At 72.1% G+C, this 16,521-nt stretch carries 13 protein-coding genes; 4 read left to right on the plus strand and 9 right to left on the minus strand.

All coding sequences use genetic code 11. The features are described 5' to 3' along the window. Positions 1-22: 22 nt before the first annotated feature. Positions 23-709 carry a hydrolase gene (locus GQ56_RS0124970; RefSeq protein WP_031401235.1) on the minus strand — a complete coding sequence of 229 codons (687 nt, stop codon included), beginning with the start codon at positions 707-709 and terminating at the stop codon, positions 23-25. A 280-nt stretch (positions 710-989) separates the two neighbouring features. Here GQ56_RS0124970 and GQ56_RS0124975 point away from each other — a divergent pair, with 280 nt between their 5' ends. Genes GQ56_RS0124975 through GQ56_RS0124990 form a run of 4 tightly spaced genes read left to right on the plus strand, consistent with a single transcriptional unit; the run spans position 990 to position 4,197 of the window. Continuing rightward, the gene (locus GQ56_RS0124975) at positions 990-1,250 is read left to right on the plus strand and encodes a DUF1427 family protein (protein WP_031401236.1); all 261 of its coding nucleotides are present in this window, start codon (positions 990-992) and stop codon (positions 1,248-1,250) included. A gap of 10 nt (positions 1,251-1,260) precedes the next feature. Further along, positions 1,261-2,841 carry a cation:proton antiporter gene (locus GQ56_RS0124980; RefSeq protein ID WP_031401237.1) on the plus strand — a complete coding sequence of 527 codons (1,581 nt, stop codon included), beginning with the start codon at positions 1,261-1,263 and terminating at the stop codon, positions 2,839-2,841. 47 nt (positions 2,842-2,888) lie between these two features. Continuing rightward, positions 2,889-3,281: an OsmC family protein gene (locus tag GQ56_RS0124985; protein ID WP_031401238.1), complete on the plus strand. Its 393-nt coding sequence runs from the start codon at positions 2,889-2,891 to the stop codon at positions 3,279-3,281. 31 nt (positions 3,282-3,312) lie between these two features. Further along, positions 3,313-4,197: a pirin family protein gene (locus tag GQ56_RS0124990; RefSeq protein WP_031401239.1), complete on the plus strand. Its 885-nt coding sequence runs from the start codon at positions 3,313-3,315 to the stop codon at positions 4,195-4,197. Between the two features lie 58 nt (positions 4,198-4,255). Here GQ56_RS0124990 and GQ56_RS0124995 read toward each other — a convergent pair whose 3' ends face one another. Genes GQ56_RS0124995 through bcsZ form a run of 8 tightly spaced genes read right to left on the minus strand, consistent with a single transcriptional unit; the run spans position 4,256 to position 16,520 of the window. After that, positions 4,256-4,453: a hypothetical protein gene (locus tag GQ56_RS0124995; RefSeq protein WP_031401240.1), complete on the minus strand. Its 198-nt coding sequence runs from the start codon at positions 4,451-4,453 to the stop codon at positions 4,256-4,258. Continuing rightward, positions 4,435-5,994 carry a cellulose biosynthesis protein BcsG gene (gene bcsG, locus GQ56_RS0125000; protein WP_031401241.1) on the minus strand — a complete coding sequence of 520 codons (1,560 nt, stop codon included), beginning with the start codon at positions 5,992-5,994 and terminating at the stop codon, positions 4,435-4,437. The genes GQ56_RS0124995 and bcsG overlap by 19 nt, the downstream gene beginning before the upstream one ends. A 27-nt stretch (positions 5,995-6,021) precedes the next feature. Beyond that, entirely contained in the window at positions 6,022-8,559 is a 2,538-nt protein-coding gene (bcsA, locus tag GQ56_RS0125005; protein ID WP_031401242.1) for a UDP-forming cellulose synthase catalytic subunit, read from the minus strand. Beyond that, positions 8,556-9,335, minus strand: coding sequence for a cellulose biosynthesis protein BcsQ (gene bcsQ / locus GQ56_RS0125010; RefSeq protein ID WP_031401243.1), 780 nt, complete (start codon positions 9,333-9,335; stop codon positions 8,556-8,558). The genes bcsA and bcsQ overlap by 4 nt, the downstream gene beginning before the upstream one ends. Continuing rightward, positions 9,332-9,541 carry a hypothetical protein gene (locus tag GQ56_RS0125015; protein ID WP_031401244.1) on the minus strand — a complete coding sequence of 70 codons (210 nt, stop codon included), beginning with the start codon at positions 9,539-9,541 and terminating at the stop codon, positions 9,332-9,334. Before GQ56_RS0125015 ends, bcsQ begins: the two co-directional genes overlap by 4 nt. Further along, on the minus strand, positions 9,538-11,442 hold the full coding sequence (gene bcsE, locus GQ56_RS0125020) for a cellulose biosynthesis protein BcsE (RefSeq protein WP_031401245.1): 1,905 nt from the start codon (positions 11,440-11,442) through the stop codon (positions 9,538-9,540). Before bcsE ends, GQ56_RS0125015 begins: the two co-directional genes overlap by 4 nt. A gap of 9 nt (positions 11,443-11,451) precedes the next feature. After that, a complete protein-coding gene (locus GQ56_RS0125025) occupies positions 11,452-15,306 on the minus strand; it encodes a cellulose synthase subunit BcsC-related outer membrane protein (protein WP_031401246.1) in 3,855 nt (1,284 codons plus the stop codon). After that, positions 15,291-16,520: a cellulose synthase complex periplasmic endoglucanase BcsZ gene (gene bcsZ / locus GQ56_RS46660; protein ID WP_031401247.1), complete on the minus strand. Its 1,230-nt coding sequence runs from the start codon at positions 16,518-16,520 to the stop codon at positions 15,291-15,293. Before bcsZ ends, GQ56_RS0125025 begins: the two co-directional genes overlap by 16 nt. Position 16,521: the final 1 nt, after the last annotated feature.

Raw genomic sequence — 16,521 nt, forward strand, 5'->3', positions numbered from 1 at the left:
GCCCGCGACCGCCGGCGGCCCGCTACTTCGCCGGTACGGCCGGAATCGACTCGTGCGGCGTCGCGGTGCGCTGCGCCGCCTTGTGGACCATCGTGTACGCGTAGTCGACGCCCATCCCGTACGCGCCCGAGTGCTCCTTCGCGACCGCCATCACCGCGTCGTAGGTGTCGCGGCGCGCCCAGTCGCGCTGCCACTCGAGCACGACCTGCTGCCAGGTGACGGGCACGACGCCGGCCTGGATCATCCGCTGCATCGCGAAGTCGTGCGCATCCTTCGACGTGCCGCCCGATGCATCCGCCACCATGTAGATCTCGTAGTCGCCTTCGAGCATCGCGCTGAGCGCGAACGTCGTGTTGCAGACTTCGGTCCACAGGCCCGACACGACGACCTTCCTGCGGCCGTTCGCGGCCAGCGCGTCGCGCACCTTCTGGTCGTCCCACGAATTCATCGACGTGCGTTCGAGCGTCTTCTGGCCGGGAAACACGTCGAGCAGCTCGGGGTAGGTGTAACCCGAGAAGCTGTCGCTTTCGACCGTCGTGATCGTGGTCGGGATGTCGAACGCCTTCGCGGCCTTCGCGAGCCCGACGACGTTGTTCTTCAGCGTTTGCCGGTCGATCGACTGCACGCCGAACGCCATCTGCGGTTGCTGGTCGATGAAGATCAACTGGCTGTTCTCGGGGGTGAGGACTTCAAGCTTCGGGTTGCTCATGGCACGAATCATCCTTCTGGACAGGGAACGTTTGAGGCTTGCCTCGACCTGTAAACGGCGAGGAGCCGACTGTGCGTTGCTCCGGAACTGCGTCATCCGGTTGCAGCCATTTAATCGGAAAAGTCGCGGCTCGGACATCCAAGAAACGGAATCGATCGAATTCCGAAAGCGGGGTCTCTCCGAGGCGGTCCGCCCTTTTGTTCGGCACGGAAACCCGATACGCTTCCTGCACATTGGAGGCCCGCCGTTCGCCCCCCGACCGTCACGAGAGGTTTTCATCATGAAGCCGTATTTTCTGTCGCTGCTCGCCGGCATCCTCGCCGGCGTCATCTACGGCGCGCTCGGCGTGAACGCGCCGGCGCCGCCGGTCGTCGCGCTCCTCGGCCTGCTCGGCATGCTGGCCGGCGAACAGATCCTGCCGCTCGCGCGCCGGCTGCTGTCCGGCCACCGGCTGCCGGCCGCATGGCGCGATGCACAATGCGGCCAGCACCTGTTCGGCGCGCTGCCGGGCGCGGCCGCGAACGACCGCAAGCCGTCGTGACGCAAGGCTCATGACCAACGTCGAACTGTTTCATTACCTGCTGCTGTTGATCTGCGGCGCGGGCGCGCTCACCTGGCTCGCCGAACGGATCTCGATTCCACCGGCCGTCGTGCTGCTGCTCGGCGGTTGCGCGGTCGCCGTCGCCGGCAGGCGCGTGCCCGACATGGACCCGGCGCTGCTGCTCGCGGCCGTGCTGCCGCCGCTGCTGATGTCGAGCGGGTTCTATACCGCGTGGAAGGAATTCCGCCAGGAGCTCGCGTCGATCGCATCGCTCGCGCTCGGCGCGGTGGTGTTCACGACCGTCGCGGTCGCGCTGGCCGTGCATGCCGCGAACCCCGCGCTGCCGTGGGCCGCCTGCTTCACGCTCGGCGCGATCGTATCGCCGCCCGACGCGGTCGCGGCGAAAGCGATCCTGCAACGCCACCCGCTGCCCGCGCGGCTCGTCGCGGTGCTCGAAGGCGAAAGCCTCGTCAACGACGCGTCGGGCCTGCTGCTGTACCAGATGGCCGTCTCGGCCGCGCTCGCCGTGTCGATCACGGCGGCAAGCGCCACCGGCCTGTTCTTCTCGCTGACGCTGATCGGCATCGCGGTCGGCCTCGCGTGCGGCCATGCGATGTGCTGGGTGCTGCCGCGGCTGCGCGACCCGATGCTCGGCATCGTCGTGACCTTCGCGATGGCATGGGGCAGTTACGGGATCGCGGAAGCCGTCGACGGCTCGGGCGTGCTGTCGGTCGTGACCTGCGGCCTCGTGCTCGGCGTGCGCCAGCATCGCGTATTCGACGCCGACATGCGGATCAAGGCGAAGGCGACATGGGAGGCGATCGTGTTCGTGCTCGACGCCCTCGTGTTCATCCTGATCGGTCTCGCGCTGCACGCGATCCTCGCCCGCGTGAACCACGAAGGCGCGCTGCTGATCGCCGGCCTGCGCGTCGCGCTGCCCGCGACGGCCGCCGCGATCGGCGCGCGCGTCGTGTGGGTGTTCGTCGCGATGTGGCTGCCGGGCCGCCTGCGCGCGCCGCGCGCGGGCCGCCCGCCCTGGTCGTGGCGCGAGGCCGTCGTGCTCGGCTGGTCGGGCATGCGCGGCGTCGTGAGCCTCGCGGCCGCGATCGCGCTGCCAGGCAACTTTCCCGGCCGCGACCTGATCCTGTTCAGCACCTTCCTGCTGATCATCGCGACGCTGGTCGTGCAGGGCGGCACGCTCGCGCCGCTGATCCGCATGCTGAAGCTCGGCCCGGCCGCGCGGCACACGATGTCCGAACACGCGGTACGCGCGCAGACGTTCGGCGCGGCGCTCGCCGAACTCGACGCGCTCGAACGGCGCGGATCGGACCTCGAACGCCAGTCGCTCGAGCGCCTGCTCGCCGAATACCGCAATCGCGTCGCGTTCAACGAACGCGCGCACCGCGACGGCGCCGAACCGGCCGGCGTGCGTGCGCGAATGCTGCGCGTCGAACTCGAACTCGTCGGCGTATCGCGCCGCGCGCTGCTCGACCTGCATCGCGACGGCAAGGTCGACGATACGGCGCTGCACCGGATCGAATCCGAACTCGATTTCGAGGAGCTGCGCCTGCAGCGCCTGCTCGAACCGTAACGCCCGGCGATGCCGCCGGCCCTCCCCCTTTTTCCCATGGAACTGCAATGAGCGAACTGTCCGTCGAAGCGAGCATCGGCCCGGTCGACTACCTCGTCCACTTCAACGATGGCGTCCACCAGTGGCGCGCCGACGAACCCGCGTCGCTCGGCGGCGGCGATACGGCGCCGACGCCCGTCGCGCTCCTGCTGTCGAGCCTCGGCGCGTGCACCGCGATCACGCTGAAGATGTATGCGCAACGCAAGGGCTGGCCGCTCGCCGAAGTGCACGTGAAGCTCGCGCACGAACCGGGCAGCGCGGGCAGCACGATCGTGCGCCGCATCACGCTCGACGGCGACCTGAGCGGCGAACAGCGCGAGCGCCTGCTGCAGATCGCGAACGCGTGCCCGGTACACAAGATCCTCACCCATCCGATCGCGATCGACACCGCGATCGCCTGACGTCGCCCGCATCGACCACGAGATCCCCACCATGTCCGCCTCGATCAAGACCCTGCTCACGCCGCGCGAAAGCGACATCGGCAACCTCGTCGTACGCCGCGTGCTGCCCGCGCGCGCCGCGCGCCTCGTCGGCCCGTTCATCTTCTTCGACGAGATGGGGCCCGCCGTCCTGCCGCCCGGCCAGGGTATCGACGTGCTGCCGCATCCGCACATCGGGCTCGCGACCGTCACCTACCTGTTCGACGGTTCGCTGATGCATCACGACAGCCTCGGCTTCCGGCAGAAGATCGTGCCGGGCGACGTGAACTGGATGACGGCCGGGCGCGGCATCGTGCATTCGGAGCGTTCGCCCGACGAGGACCGGCCGCGCGCGCAGCCGGTGCACGGCATCCAGACCTGGGTCGCGCTGCCGGTCGAGCACGAAGACACCGCGCCCGCCTTCGTTCATCATCCGGCCGACACGCTGCCGTCGTTCTCGCGCGACGGCGCCAGCGTGCGCGTGATCGCGGGCGCCGCGTTCGGGCTCGCGTCGCCGGTCGCCGTGTTCTCGCCGACCCTCTATGCGTATGCGGAATTCGCGCCGGGCGGCCGGCTCGCGCTCGACGCCGAGCACGACGAACGCGGCGTGTACCTCGTCGACGGCGATCTCGCGATCGACGGCACGCCGCTCGCCCCCGCGACGATGGCCGTGCTCGAACCGGGCGCGACCGTGGCGCTCGCCAGCGCGAACGGTGCGCGCGTGATGCTGCTCGGCGGCGCGCATCTGCCGGGCGATCGGTTCATCGAGTGGAATTTCGTGTCGAGCGAGCGCGCGAAGATCGAGGCCGCACGCGCGGCGTGGGCCGCGCAGACCTTCGGCAAGGTGCCGGGTGAAGAAGACCAGTGGACGCGCCAGCCGGAGCGCAACGCGCAGTAAGCCGGGCCGGCCGTCCGCCGGCCGGAGACGGCCCGCGCATCGGCCGGCCGTCGTTCGCCTATCGCGTCAATCCCATCAGCTTCGCGAGCGTCGGCCAGCGGTCGAGCGACTCGATGAACGCGCGGCGCGCCTGCTCGTCGACGTAACGCTCCGGATCGAGCGCGGGCAGGTGGCGCGCGAGGCCGATGACGTCGTTCGGTTGCGACAGGCGATCGTCGTCGCCTTCGCCGGGAAGGATTACTGTTCGTCGATCCATACGCCATCCGGAGTTTTCACCGCGTAACCCGCGGCCGTCTGTATCGTCACCGTGCCCTCGTTCTCGCCCACCATCCGCGTGCGCGGCAGGTCGGCCGCGTACTGCGCGAGCGTCGCGCCCGGCTTGAACGGGCTGTTCGACACGAGGTTCGACATCAGCTGCGCGAGCGCGAGGAAGCTGGTGGGCTGCTCGATCACGGTCGTCGCGCCGTGGTTGCCGGCGAAGCCGACGAGCCGCACGCCCACCGGCCCGTGCACGATGCGCGGCGTCGGAATCTCGCGCAGGCCCGCAACCTGGTTCTTGTCGCCGCGCAACGCGGCGCCGTGCTCGGGTACGAACACGATCACCGCGCGGCGGCCCGATTGCGCGATCAGGTCGGCGAGGCGGTCGAAATCGCCCATCAGCTTCGTCGCGCGCTGCGGATACGAGTCGATGCTCGTCAGCGAGCTGCCGACGACCCGGTTGCCGTCGTGCAGGCTGATCGTGTTGTAGTACAACGCGACCGGGCCCGGCACCGACGCGCGCTGCGCGTACCAGCCCGCGAGCGTCGCGTAGTCGTCCTTGATCGGCGAACCGTCGAACGCGTGCATCGCGACGGGCGCGGCCGCGTTCGAGATCATCGGCGCATCGGGCACGCCGAGGTTGTCGTGAATCACCTGCAGGAAGTTGTCGAAGTGGCCGTCGTGGTTCAGCAGCGACTGCACCGAGTAGCCGGCGCTCGCCAGTTGCGAGAACAGGTGGCACTGCGGCGGCGCGGGCTTGTACAGGTCGGCATGCGCCTCCTGCCCGCAGCTCGCGCGCAGCACGCGGATCGCGGCCGGGCCGCTGTAGCTCGCCGCCGTGCTGAAGTTCGTGAACAGGTAGTCGAAATGGCTCAGCATCGGGTGGTTGCGCACCTTCGCGGCGTCGAGGTCGTCCCACGACAGCGAGCAGACATGCAGCACGATCACGTCGAACTGCGCGGCCGGATCGTTGCCGAGATGGCCGAACGCGACCTGGCGCTGCGACTCCTGCGTGCGGAACGTCGCGAGCGCGGCGTTGTGGTCCTCGGGCTGGTCGGCGCGCGCGGCTCCCGCCGCGTTCGCCTGCTGCTGCGGCAGCGGCGCGACGACGCGCGCCATCAGCCCGTTGCCGGCCTGCCACAGCGGCATCGCGATCAGCACGGCCAGCACGAAGGTCGCGACGCGCAGCCAGCGATTGACGATGAAGTACACGATCAGCGCGCCGGCCACCGTCAGCACCAGCACCGGCGGCAGCAGGCGCGGCAGCAGTTCCATCCAGTAGTCGAGGCGGAACGTGCTCACTTCGCGCGCGGCCTCGACGAGACGGGCGAGCGGCGGCGCATGCAGTTCGCGCGCGAGCAGCGGCACCGCGATCGCGAGCGCGACCAGTTGCCGGACGATGCGCCACGCGCGCTGCCGGATCGGCGCGCTCGCCGCGAGCGCCACCGCGAACGCGAGGTTCGCGAGCCACCACGGCTGCAGGCGCCCGGTCGCGAACATCGCGAACTTCAGGATGAAATACAGATTCCAGAACGTCATCTAAACCACTCCATGATGGGCGCCGCGTCAGTCGCGCGCCCGATCGAGTTTCGGCGCCAGCATGGCCCGCAGGCCGCGCGCCGCACCCTTCCACATCCGCACATAGCCGTCCACGCCGACGCGCAGCACCTCCTTCAGCCCGCCGAGCGGCGTATCGGCGCGCTCGCCCGCGTGCCAGTCGAGCCACGCATCCGCGCGGCCGAACGTGCACTGCACGAGCTGGCGCTCCTGTTCGAGCGTCAGCTCGTCGAAGCTCACGCCGACATGGGTCGGCGTCACGCGGCTCACGCGCACCGGGAACGGGAACGGCCGGTCGCCGCGCGTCACGCACACCGTCAGCGTGTCGCCGACCGCGAGCGTGAGCCCCGGCACCGCCTCGAGGCCGAGGCCGCCGGTCGAGTAGTCGCTCGTGAAGCACGCGGCCGTCGAGCCGTCGGCCAGCAGCAGCGTGGCCGGCACGCGCATCGCGATGCGGTGCGTGACGCGCACCTGCCGGGTTTCGCGTGCGACCGCCAGCGCCGCGCCGAGCATCGCGAGGTTGTAGGCGGTCCAGCCGAGCGTGATCAGGATCGTCGACGCCTCGTCGCCCTGGTCGGCCACGAGCCGCCACACGCCGGCGACGATCGCCAGCACGTTCAGCGCGAACAGCACGAGATACGGCTTCGACGTCGACCAGTCGACGTAGCCTTCGTCGATCTTGCCGCCCTTGTCGGTCACGTTGAACTTGCCGTGCTTCGGGCTGAAGAACGCGACGGTGGTCGGCAGCGCGATGTACCACGCGAGCACCGATTCATAGACCTCGGCCCAGAACGAGTGACGATAGCGCCCCTGCATCCGCGAGTTCGCGACGTTCGACAGCACCAGGTACGGAATCACGTAGCTCGCGAGTGCGAGCGCCGATGCGTTGATGAAGTACAGGTGGAAGAACAGGTACGCGAGCGGGATCGTCAGGAACACCAGCCGCGGAATCCCGTAGAAGAAATGCAGCATCGCGTTGCCGTAGCAGATCCGCTGGATGAGGCCGAGCCCGCGCCCGAGGAACGGGTTGTCGATGCGGAAGATCTGCGCCATCCCGCGCGCCCAGCGCGTGCGCTGCTTCACGTGGCCCGCGAGGCTCTCGGTCGCGAGGCCGGCCGCCTGCACGGTCGGCAGGTACGCGGACGTATAGCCGCGCCGGTGCAGCTTGAGCGCCGTGTGCGCGTCCTCGGTCACGGTCTCGACCGCGACGCCGCCCACCTCTTCCAGCGCACTGCGCTTGAGCACCGCGCACGAGCCGCAGAAGAACGTCGCGTTCCACAGGTCGTTGCCCGACTGCACGAGCCCGTAGAACAGGTTGCCCTCGTTCGGGATCTCGCGGAACGTGCCGAGGTTGCGCTCGAACGGATCGGGCGAGAAGAAATGGTGCGGCGTCTGCACGAGCGCGCACTTCGGGTCGCGCAGGAACACGCCCATCGTCGTCTGCAGGAACGAGCGCGTCGGCACGTGATCGCAGTCGAAGATCGCGATGTATTCGCCGTGCGTCTTCGGCAGCGCGCGGTTGATGTTGCCGGCCTTCGCGTGGCGGTTGTCGTCGCGCGTCAGGTAGTCGATGCCGGCCTCGGCCGCGAACGCCGCGAACTCGGGGCGGCGGCCGTCGTCGAGCAGGTAGACGCGCAGCTTCGCCGCCGGCCAGTCGATGCTCTGCGCGGCGAACACCGTCGGCTTCACGACCGACAGCGGCTCGTTGTAGGTCGGGATGTAGATGTCGACGCTCGGCCAGCTGTCGGGATCGTCCGGCAGCGGCACGACCGTCCGGTCGAGCGGCCACGCGGTCTGCACGAAGCCGAGCAGCAGGATCATCCACGTATAGGCTTCGGCGCCGTACAGCAGGTAGCCGGCGACGGCCTCGACCGGGCCGCGGAAATCGAGTGTCTGCGTGGTGCGCCACCAGACGTAGCGCAGGGTGGCGAGCAGCGCGAGCGACGCGAGCGCGAGCGTGGGCAGATGGCCCGGCAAGCGGCGCAGCGCGAGCGCCAGGAGCGCGACGATCGCGAAGAACGCGAACTGCGCGCCGGGCATCAGCGGCGACATCCCGGCCGCGGCCCACAGCAGCGCACCGGCCGCGAGCAGCAACGGCGCGAGCCAGCGGCGCCGGCTGACGCCGTTCGCGCGGGCGTCGAGCCACCCGCCCCAGCGGGCCCACGGCAGGCGCGCGAGCATCGCGTCGAAGCGCCGGCCGGCGGCGCGCGCGATGACGTAGACGGGCACGACGAGCGTGTCGAACCAGGCCAGCGGATCGCGTGCGGGGCGGCCATCGGCCGTGCGCGGCGCACGCACGATCGCGCGCCACAGCCATTCGCGCGGACTGAGCGGCTGCAGCACGCCCCAGTCGTGCGCGAGCCGCAGGAACGCGACGCGCACCCAGCGGCGCACGTAATCGGGACGGCCCGGCGGCGGCGCGTGGAACAGCAGGCGCACGAGCCAGTCGACCGTCGTACGCTGCGCCGGCAGCCCGATGCCGCGTGCGAACCAGTCGGCTGCCCGGCGGCCGGACGCGCGCAGGCGCGACGCGACGCGCGCCTTCATCGCGCCGCTCCCCGGCGACCGGCCGCGGCCGCCGCCAGCCACGCGTCGACCCAGTTCGCGACGCCGTTCAGGTCGTGCGACGCCTGCGAGTACGGCGCGTCGTCGAAGATCCAGCTGCCGCGCGCGAGCGCCTCGGGCAACGCCGCGTCGACGTGGATCCGCTGCTCGAGCATCGACGCCGGCCCCGCGACCGCACGCAACATCGCGAGCGCGTCGCGCTGCATGTCGCGCGCCGGATTCAGCCGGTTCACGACGATCTGCAGTTCGCCGCCGCCGGCGCGCAGCGCGCCGAGCCGGGCGGCCGTCGTCGCGCAGGCGGCCGGTTCGGGCGGGACCACGACGAGCGTCAAGTCCGCCCGGCGGATCGCCTGCTCGGCCTGCGTCGACGGATAGCGGGCGGTGTCGACCAGCACGACGCCGTCGGCCGGCAACGCGATCTCGTCGAGCGCGTTCGACAGCCATGCCGGATCGGCCGCGAGCCGCGCATCGCATGCGGCCGCGCCGGCCGCATCGACCTGCCCGTACGGCACGAACAGCACGCCGTCGGCGTTACGCCACGTATGCGCATGCCACGGCTCGACGCCGCCGAGCACGCTCTGCGCGAGGCCGTGTTCGGCCAGCGTATCGAGGCCGAGCGTCGCGCCCATCAGGTTCTGCGCATCGAATTCGACCGCGACGACCGGACGGCCGCGGCGCGCAAGCAGCACCGCGAGCGCGGCCGCCAGCGTGGTGCGGCCGGCGCCGCCGGTCGTCGACGTAATGGCGATCGTCTTCATCGCGCCGCCTTGCCGGCCGGCTCGGCGCCGGGCAGCAGCCGCCCGCGCAGCGCGACCGGCACGAGTTCGCACGGCACCGCGTTGCGCAGGTCGATCCCGCGCGGCGCACGAAAACCGCGGCCGATGCCGAGGTGCTGTGCGACGATCCACACGGGCACCGCGATCACGATGCCGGCCAGGAAACCGATGACGAGTTCGGCGATCATGCAACCCCCTGCTTGCGCAGCGGCATCGCGCTGCGGGTGGCGCCGCGCGTACGCGCGGCGGGAATGACGGGCGCCGATGCGTCGCCGGGCGCGTGCGTCGCACGGAGCGCCTCGAGCGCGACGATCGCATCGATGGCGTCGATCGCATCGCTCACCTCCGCCGCTTCGGCCGATGCCGCGTCGCGGCCGGCACGCACGGGCGGCGTGGCCGCGAACAGGTCGCTGTAGTCGGCGATCGGCGCGCGGCGGTTCTCGGCCTTCAGCGCCTCGAGTTCGGTGTCGATACTGCCCTTGCCGAGACACACGACGCGGTCGGACAGCGTGTCGACCGGCACGTCGAAGATGCGCGTGAGCGCGTCCTCGGCGTCGGCCGGCTCGCACGCGAACAGAAACACGTACAGGTGCCCGGCATCGGCCGTCACGACGTCGCCCGCGCGGCGCGGCCGGCAATGCCGGAGCGCGTCGACGTGCGACACGCCCGGCAGCAGCGCGATCTTCGCGAGCGTGTGCGGCAGCGCGAGCACCGCGCCGCGATCGAGCACCGCGCGCATCCGCTGGCAGAACGCGCCGACCGGCAGATAGCCGAGCACCGGATCGCCGAGTGCGGCCGCGAGCGCCGCGCGATAGTCGGCCGCGACGGGCCGCGCATAGAGCTGGCCGCGCAGCGCGTGCACGGCGGACTGGATCCGCGCCACCGGCAGGTCGCGCGCGACGATGCGGCTCGCGCCGACGCTCAGCACCAGCATCTCGAACTGATGGCGCAGCACCTCGCCGCGCTCGACGATCACGATCTTCAGCGCGCCGCCGCACTGCCGGCGCAGCGCGTGCACGCTCGCGCACAGCGCTTCGAGCTGCGCATGCGAGCGGAACACGAGCACCGCGGTCGCCGCCTGGGCATGCGCGCAGGCCGCGACGACGGCCGCGTTGTCGCTGACGATTTCCCAGCCTTCGGGCACGCGGTTCGCGCCGTCGAGCACCGCGCGGCAGGCGACGACGCGATCCTCGTCGCTCGCGAGCTTCATCCGTTGCGCGGGCTCGGTCGCATCGCCGTCGACGCTCGCCGACAGCCGGCCGTCCGGCGCGAAGCGCAGCGGCCGCACCTCGCCGGCCGCGAGCGTGTCGCCCGCGCGCCAGAAATCGACGATCCACAGCAGCTCGCCATGCGTGCGCTGCAACTGCGCGACGCCCGAGCAGACGCCGTGGAAGCCGCTGCGCGGCGCGCGATCCGCGTCGCGCACGAGCGGCGCGTCGTCGGTGCGCGCTTCGTCGGCCGCACGGGTCGCTTCGGGATCGAGCAGCAGCACGAGCGCGATCCGGCGCGACCGGCACCAGTCGGCGAGTGCATGCGCCTCGTCGGCCAGCGCGCTCGGGTCGTCCCAGCTGAACCAGCGCTGCGCGCCCTCGATGAAATACAGCGAACGCGCGCGAAAGCCGTAGCGCTGCATCGCACGCAAGCCGCCGGTGAGCCGCGCGAATGCGCCCGGCGCGGCGCGGCGCGATGCGGGATCGGCGGCCGCCTCGGCCGCCGGCGGCATCGCGAGCACGTTCAGGTTGCGCGGCCAGCCGGCCGGCTGGGCGCCGCCCGCGAAGCCGCGCGCCTGCATCTGCCCGGCCACGGCGGCCGCGTCTCGCGCCAGCACGACGGTCACGTTGCGCGTGCGCGCCTGCCGCACGCTTTCCCAGACGAGCGCGTCGCACGCCGGCGTGCCGGCGGCCGCGTAGATCGCGTACAGGCCGCCGGCCTCCAGCTGCGTCCATGCGTCGGGCAGGCCGTCGATCGCCAGCCGGTTCGGCGCACCGGCGCGACCGCCGGCCGGCCCCGCGCGCAACAGCATGCGCAGGCGGCCCAGCAGGCCGGCGGGGCCGGACGCGGGACGGGTCGAATCGATTTCAGTATTCACGACGTACCCCTAGTAATCCGAGTAGAGCCGCACCGGCGTCGGCGTGACGAGCCAGCTGCGTTGCGCGCGCGCGTCGAACGCATAGCGCAGGTACACGAGCGCCGAACTCGGCGCGTAGTCGTGCGAACGGTCGACGTGCAGCTGTGCGCCGACGCTCAGGTGCGGATTCACGCGGTATTCGACGATGCCGTTGACGCCGTACGAGAACGACACGCCGCCCGTCGAGCTGCCCGCGTACACGAACCCGGCCGCCACCTGCTCGGCCCGCAGGCTGGAGAACGTCGGGTAATACAGCGAATCCTTCTCGTAGCTGTTCGAGATCCCGCCCGTGACGGTGAAATCCCACGACAGTGCATCGTGCCGCCCCGCCCATTCGATCGGCACGCCGAGCGACAGGTAGCGTTGCGGGCTGTAGTAGCCGCCCTGCCCGTACGTGTAGTAGCGCAGGTTCTGCGCGTAGTGCCACGCATTGCCGACCAGCCCGGTGCTGATCTTCATCGTCGCGCGCTCGTACACGGGCACCGTGAAGCCCGTGCGCAGCGTGACTTCCGCATTGCGTTCGACGTCGCGGCCGGACAGCACGCCCGCGCCGAGTTCCGCGAACAGGTTGGTGCGGCCGATGTCGACCGACGCGCGCAGGTTCACGCCGTCGCGCCGCACGCCGCCCCAGACCGCGCCCGTCCACGGGTCGCGCATCCCCGCGTACGACAGCACGCTGCTCGTTTCCGGCCGCCGCGACGCGTTCACCGAGAAACTGGCCGGGCCCGCGTCGAAGCGGTAACGCACGCCGCCGACGAGGTAATGCACCGGGAAACCGAGCGGCGACGTGCCCAGATCGAAGCGCCACGCGTCCGACAGGTAGCCCGCGCCGAGCGCCACGCCCGTGGCCGTCTGGTGCAGCGACCCCGGCGGATTCGCGATCGCCGCGGCGCTCAGGGCGTTCAGCGCCCTGAGCGCCGCGTAGGTGCCGAACGTCCTGAGTGCGTACGCGTTCGGGTCGCTCGTGTCGAGCGTGCCCGGGTCCAGGCGCACGGTGTCGACCTGCGCGAACACATGCCCGTCGTAGCGGACCGGCATCTGCACATAGACCGGCACCTGCTGGGCGCGGTACGACGAGATGCCCTCGTCGCCCGACTTGTACGCGGGCGTCCAGCCGGTTTCGATCTCGGGATTGCGCCGCTGCTCGAGATCCGCGAACGCGGCCTGCGCGGGCGTCAGGCCGTCGCGGCCCGGGCTCACGCCCGCCGTGCGTTCCTGCGACCGCGACAGCCGGTACAGCGACGCCGCGTCGTCATAGCGGCCCCGGGCCTCGGCCACGCGCCCGGCCGCGACCGTCACGTCCGCCCGCGCCGGATACGCGGCCTGCAGCCGGTCAGTCACCTGCGCAGCTTCGTCCGGGCGACGCAGCGCGTTCAGGCGGCGGACGGCCGACAGCTGCGTGTCGACGTCGTCGTCCGGCGTACGCGCGAGCACCGCCTGCACGCGCGCCAGCGCGGCCGCGCGGTTGCCGTCGTCCTCGTCGATCCGTGCGAGCGCGAGCTGTGCATCGGCATCGTCCGGCGTACGCGCGACGACCGGCGCGAGCGCACTGCGCGCCGCATCGTAATGGCCTTGCGCGCGTTCGAGATCGGCCAGTTCGATCGTATAGCGCTTGTCCGCACGGCCGGCCGGGCTCGCCCGGTCGAGCCGCCGGCGCGCCTGCGCATAGTCCTGCTGCGCGATCGCATCGTCGGTCTGCCGCAACACGAGCCGCAGCGACTGATCCTCGAGCCTCGCCGTCTGGGCGGGCGTCAGCGACGCGTCGCGGCGCAGCGCGTCGAGCCACGCGGCGAGCGCGTCGTCGCGCCCCGCGCTGCCGAGCAGGTCGCCGTAGCGCAACCGCACGTCCGCATCGGCTTCGCGCGGATGCGCGGCGATCCAGTCGTGCAGCAGCGCGAGACCGCGCTCGGGTTCGCCCGCGTCGATCCACTGCGCGCCGATCGCGGCGAGCATGTCGGGGTCGTCCGGCGCACTCGCCTGCGCATGCGCGAGCGACGCGGCCAATGCCGCGCGATCGCCGCGCCCGAGCGCACCGCGCGCGTCGGCCAGCGCGCCTTCCGCGTCGAGCTTGCGCGCGAGCGCGCGCATCCCGTCCGAACGCTGCGCGTCGGCAACGGGCGCGAGCGCGGCCTGCGCGCCGGCCACGTCGTCGAGCGAGTTGCGGTACAGCGCGGTCGCATAGCGCATCTCGGGCGTATCGCCTTGCGCGAGCCCGTCGTCCATCACCGTGCGGCCGAGCTGCGGCAGCCCCATGTCGCGATAGAGCCGCGCAAGCGCGAAGCGCGTCCACGCCGCGTCCGGCGCCGCGCGCACGGCTGCTTCGTAGCGTTGCGCGGCCGGCCCGCGTTCGCCCTTGTCCGCGAGCGCGCGCGCCTGGTTCGCGAGCTGCTCGGCCCGCAGGCCGTCGAGCGCGCGGCGATCGTCGCGGCCCGTCACGCGGCCTTGCAGCGCGTCGAGCAGCGGCCCGATCCGGTCCGCGCGGCCGGTGTTTTCATACAGCGTGGCCGTGCCGCGCACGGCCGACAGGTTCGGCGAACGCGCGGCCAGCAACTCGCGCAGCAGCGGTTCCGCGCGCGCCCAGTCGCGCTGCGCGAGCAATGCGTCGGCGAGCTGCAGCTTCGCGTCCGGGTTGCCCGGCTGCATCGCGAGCGCGGCCCGCGCCGCCCGCTCGGCGTCCTGCGGGCGCCCCGCGGCGGCGGCGGCCCGGCCTTGCGCGAGCAGCCCCCAGAATTGCGCGGTGCGCGCGAGGCCCTGCCATTTGCCGCGCTGGTCGGTCGCGAGCGTCGCGGCCCGCGCGAACAATGCGCGCGCCTCGTCGTGCCGCCCTTCACGCAGGCGCAGCAGGCCGAGGCCGCCGACCGCGTCGGCGTCGTCGGCGCGCGCCCGCACGGCGCGCGCGAGCAGCGGATCGGCGGCGGCCAGGTCGCCGTGCGCGAGCGCCTGCAGGCCGCGCTGCTGCGCGATGTAGTCGGGATTGCGTTCGAGCTGGCGCTGCGCGTCGCGCTGGCGATCCAGCGCCGCGGCGCGGTCGACGAATTCGGTGTCGTCCGGCACGAGCGCGAGATACGCATGCAGCGCATCGAGATAGGCGAGATCGCTGCCGGCCGACTGCAGCACGCGCCGCCACAGTGCCATCGCCTCCGTATGGTCGGCGTCGGTGCGTTTCGCGAGCGCCGCCGCGATCCGGCCCGCCTCCGGCCGCGTGTCGGCGCGCTGGTTCAGGAGCCGCACGAGCGCCATCGACGCGCTCGTGTCCTGCGGGTCGGCCGCGACCGCGCGGCGCAGCGCGGCGATCGCCGGCTCGCGCCCGCCCGGCGCGTTCGACACGATCTGGTAGTACTCGGCGCCGAGCGCGCCCGACGGCGCGCCGTTCGGGAACAGCGCGACGATCCGCCGGGCCGCTTCTTCGGCGCGGCCGCTGCGCGCGAGCAGGCGGATCTGCGCCATCTCGCCGCGCCCGCTCGTCGCGACACGGTATTCGTCGGCCGCCCGCCGCGTCGCCGGCGCATTCGGCGCCTGCGCCCGCAGGCGCGCGAGCGAGGCCTGCGCGCCTTGTGCATCGCCGAGCCGCAGCAGCACGCTTACCTGCTCGGCCAGCAGGCCGGGATCGCCCGGCGCGATCAGCAGACCCTTGCGCAGCGCGTCGCGCGCGAGGTCGTCGCGATGCTTGACGCCCCACATCCGTGCGACGGCCAGCTCGCGCTGTGCGTCGGCGGACGCGGAAGTCGCCGGCGTCGCCGCGCCCGGCGCCGCCGCGCACACCGACGACACGAGCCACGCGAATCCCGCGACATGCGGCACGACGCGCGTCAACGGGCGGCGCACGAACGGCCTCCCCAGCGTGCGTCGAGCGTGCCGTCCGCGTCGAACCGGTAGCGCCCTTCGCGCCAGCCGAGGCCGAACAGCGTCAGCACGCTCGTGTAGTAGCCGGGCGCCGACTGGCGCGCGAGCGTCTCGGCGCGGGCCGCCTGCGCATCCGCGAGCGCGCGCTGGCCGCGCGCGTCGAGGAACGGCACGGCCGCCGCCGAGAACCCGCCGTTGCCGTCGTTCGGCCCCGCGACGCCCGTCGTCGTATCCACCTTCTCCGGCGGCGCGCCATGCGCGGCGATATGGTCGGCGAACGGCGCGAAGCGTGCGAGCAACGGGGCGGCGAGCGGATCGGCGCGATCGAGCATGCCGGCCCACAGATACACGCGGATCGCGTTGTACGCGCTTTCCGCCCGCGTGTCGCGATCGGGCCCGAACCCCGTGCCCGCGCGATACAGCGCCCAGTCGGGCGAAAAACCTTTCGGCGCCGTGTCGAGCAGCACGCGCCCGGTGCTGGCGGCCAGCGCCGCCCAGCGGCGGTCGTCGGGCAGGCGCGCGCCGAGCGCGCGGATCACCTGCGGCGGCGAATAGCTCGGGTTCACGCGCCACTGGCCGTCGGCCAGCCGGAACCCGGTCGGCCCCGGCAGCAGCGTCAGGCCGAGCCCCGGCACGGTCGCCGTCTCGGTGTCGAGCACACGCCTGGCGAGCAGCGCGCCGCGCGCCGTATAGCTGCGTTCTTGCCACAGCCGCCCGGCCTCGACGAGCGCATACGCGATCCACAGGTCGGCGTCCGACGCGGCGTTCGCGTCCAGCACGCGCCACGCGCCGTCGGGCGCACGGCCCCACAGCCATGCGGGCAGATGCGCGCTCAGGTCGCCCTGCGCGAGGTTGTTCTCGGTCCATGCGAGGATCGTGTCGAACGTGCGCCGGTCGTTCGCGACCAGCGCGAAGAACAGTCCATATGCCTGCCCCTCCGATACCGTGCGTGAATCGGCCGAGCCGACGTCGATCACGCGGCCGTCGGCCGAGATGAAATCCCGTTTGAACGCATCCCAGCGCGGCCACGCCGCGCCGCATCCCGCACCGCCCGCCTCGACCGCGTTGCCGGCCGCGGCCTGCGCGCGCGCAGCCGTGCCGGCCGCCGCGCACGCGAGCACAACCGCCAGCGCGCATGCCGCGCCGGCGCGCCGCGCCGGCCGCATCGCCCGTCGCTTCGCCATTGCCCGCGCCATC

Source organism: Burkholderia paludis, from assembly GCF_000732615.1.
GTDB lineage: Bacteria > Pseudomonadota > Gammaproteobacteria > Burkholderiales > Burkholderiaceae > Burkholderia > Burkholderia paludis.

What these genes read in the sequence shown, in the direction of transcription:
- GQ56_RS0124970 (WP_031401235.1), bottom strand. Translation starts at nt 709, where the DNA reads ATGAGCAACCCGAAGCTTGAAGTCCTCACCCCCGAGAACAGCCAGTTG.
- GQ56_RS0124975 (WP_031401236.1), top strand. Translation starts at nt 990, where the DNA reads ATGAAGCCGTATTTTCTGTCGCTGCTCGCCGGCATCCTCGCCGGCGTC.
- GQ56_RS0124980 (WP_031401237.1), top strand. Translation starts at nt 1,261, where the DNA reads ATGACCAACGTCGAACTGTTTCATTACCTGCTGCTGTTGATCTGCGGC.
- GQ56_RS0124985 (WP_031401238.1), top strand. Translation starts at nt 2,889, where the DNA reads ATGAGCGAACTGTCCGTCGAAGCGAGCATCGGCCCGGTCGACTACCTC.
- GQ56_RS0124990 (WP_031401239.1), top strand. Translation starts at nt 3,313, where the DNA reads ATGTCCGCCTCGATCAAGACCCTGCTCACGCCGCGCGAAAGCGACATC.
- GQ56_RS0124995 (WP_031401240.1), bottom strand. Translation starts at nt 4,453, where the DNA reads ATGGATCGACGAACAGTAATCCTTCCCGGCGAAGGCGACGACGATCGC.
- bcsG (WP_031401241.1), bottom strand. Translation starts at nt 5,994, where the DNA reads ATGACGTTCTGGAATCTGTATTTCATCCTGAAGTTCGCGATGTTCGCG.
- bcsA (WP_031401242.1), bottom strand. Translation starts at nt 8,559, where the DNA reads ATGAAGGCGCGCGTCGCGTCGCGCCTGCGCGCGTCCGGCCGCCGGGCA.
- bcsQ (WP_031401243.1), bottom strand. Translation starts at nt 9,335, where the DNA reads ATGAAGACGATCGCCATTACGTCGACGACCGGCGGCGCCGGCCGCACC.
- GQ56_RS0125015 (WP_031401244.1), bottom strand. Translation starts at nt 9,541, where the DNA reads ATGATCGCCGAACTCGTCATCGGTTTCCTGGCCGGCATCGTGATCGCG.
- bcsZ (WP_031401247.1), bottom strand. Translation starts at nt 16,520, where the DNA reads ATGGCGCGGGCAATGGCGAAGCGACGGGCGATGCGGCCGGCGCGGCGC.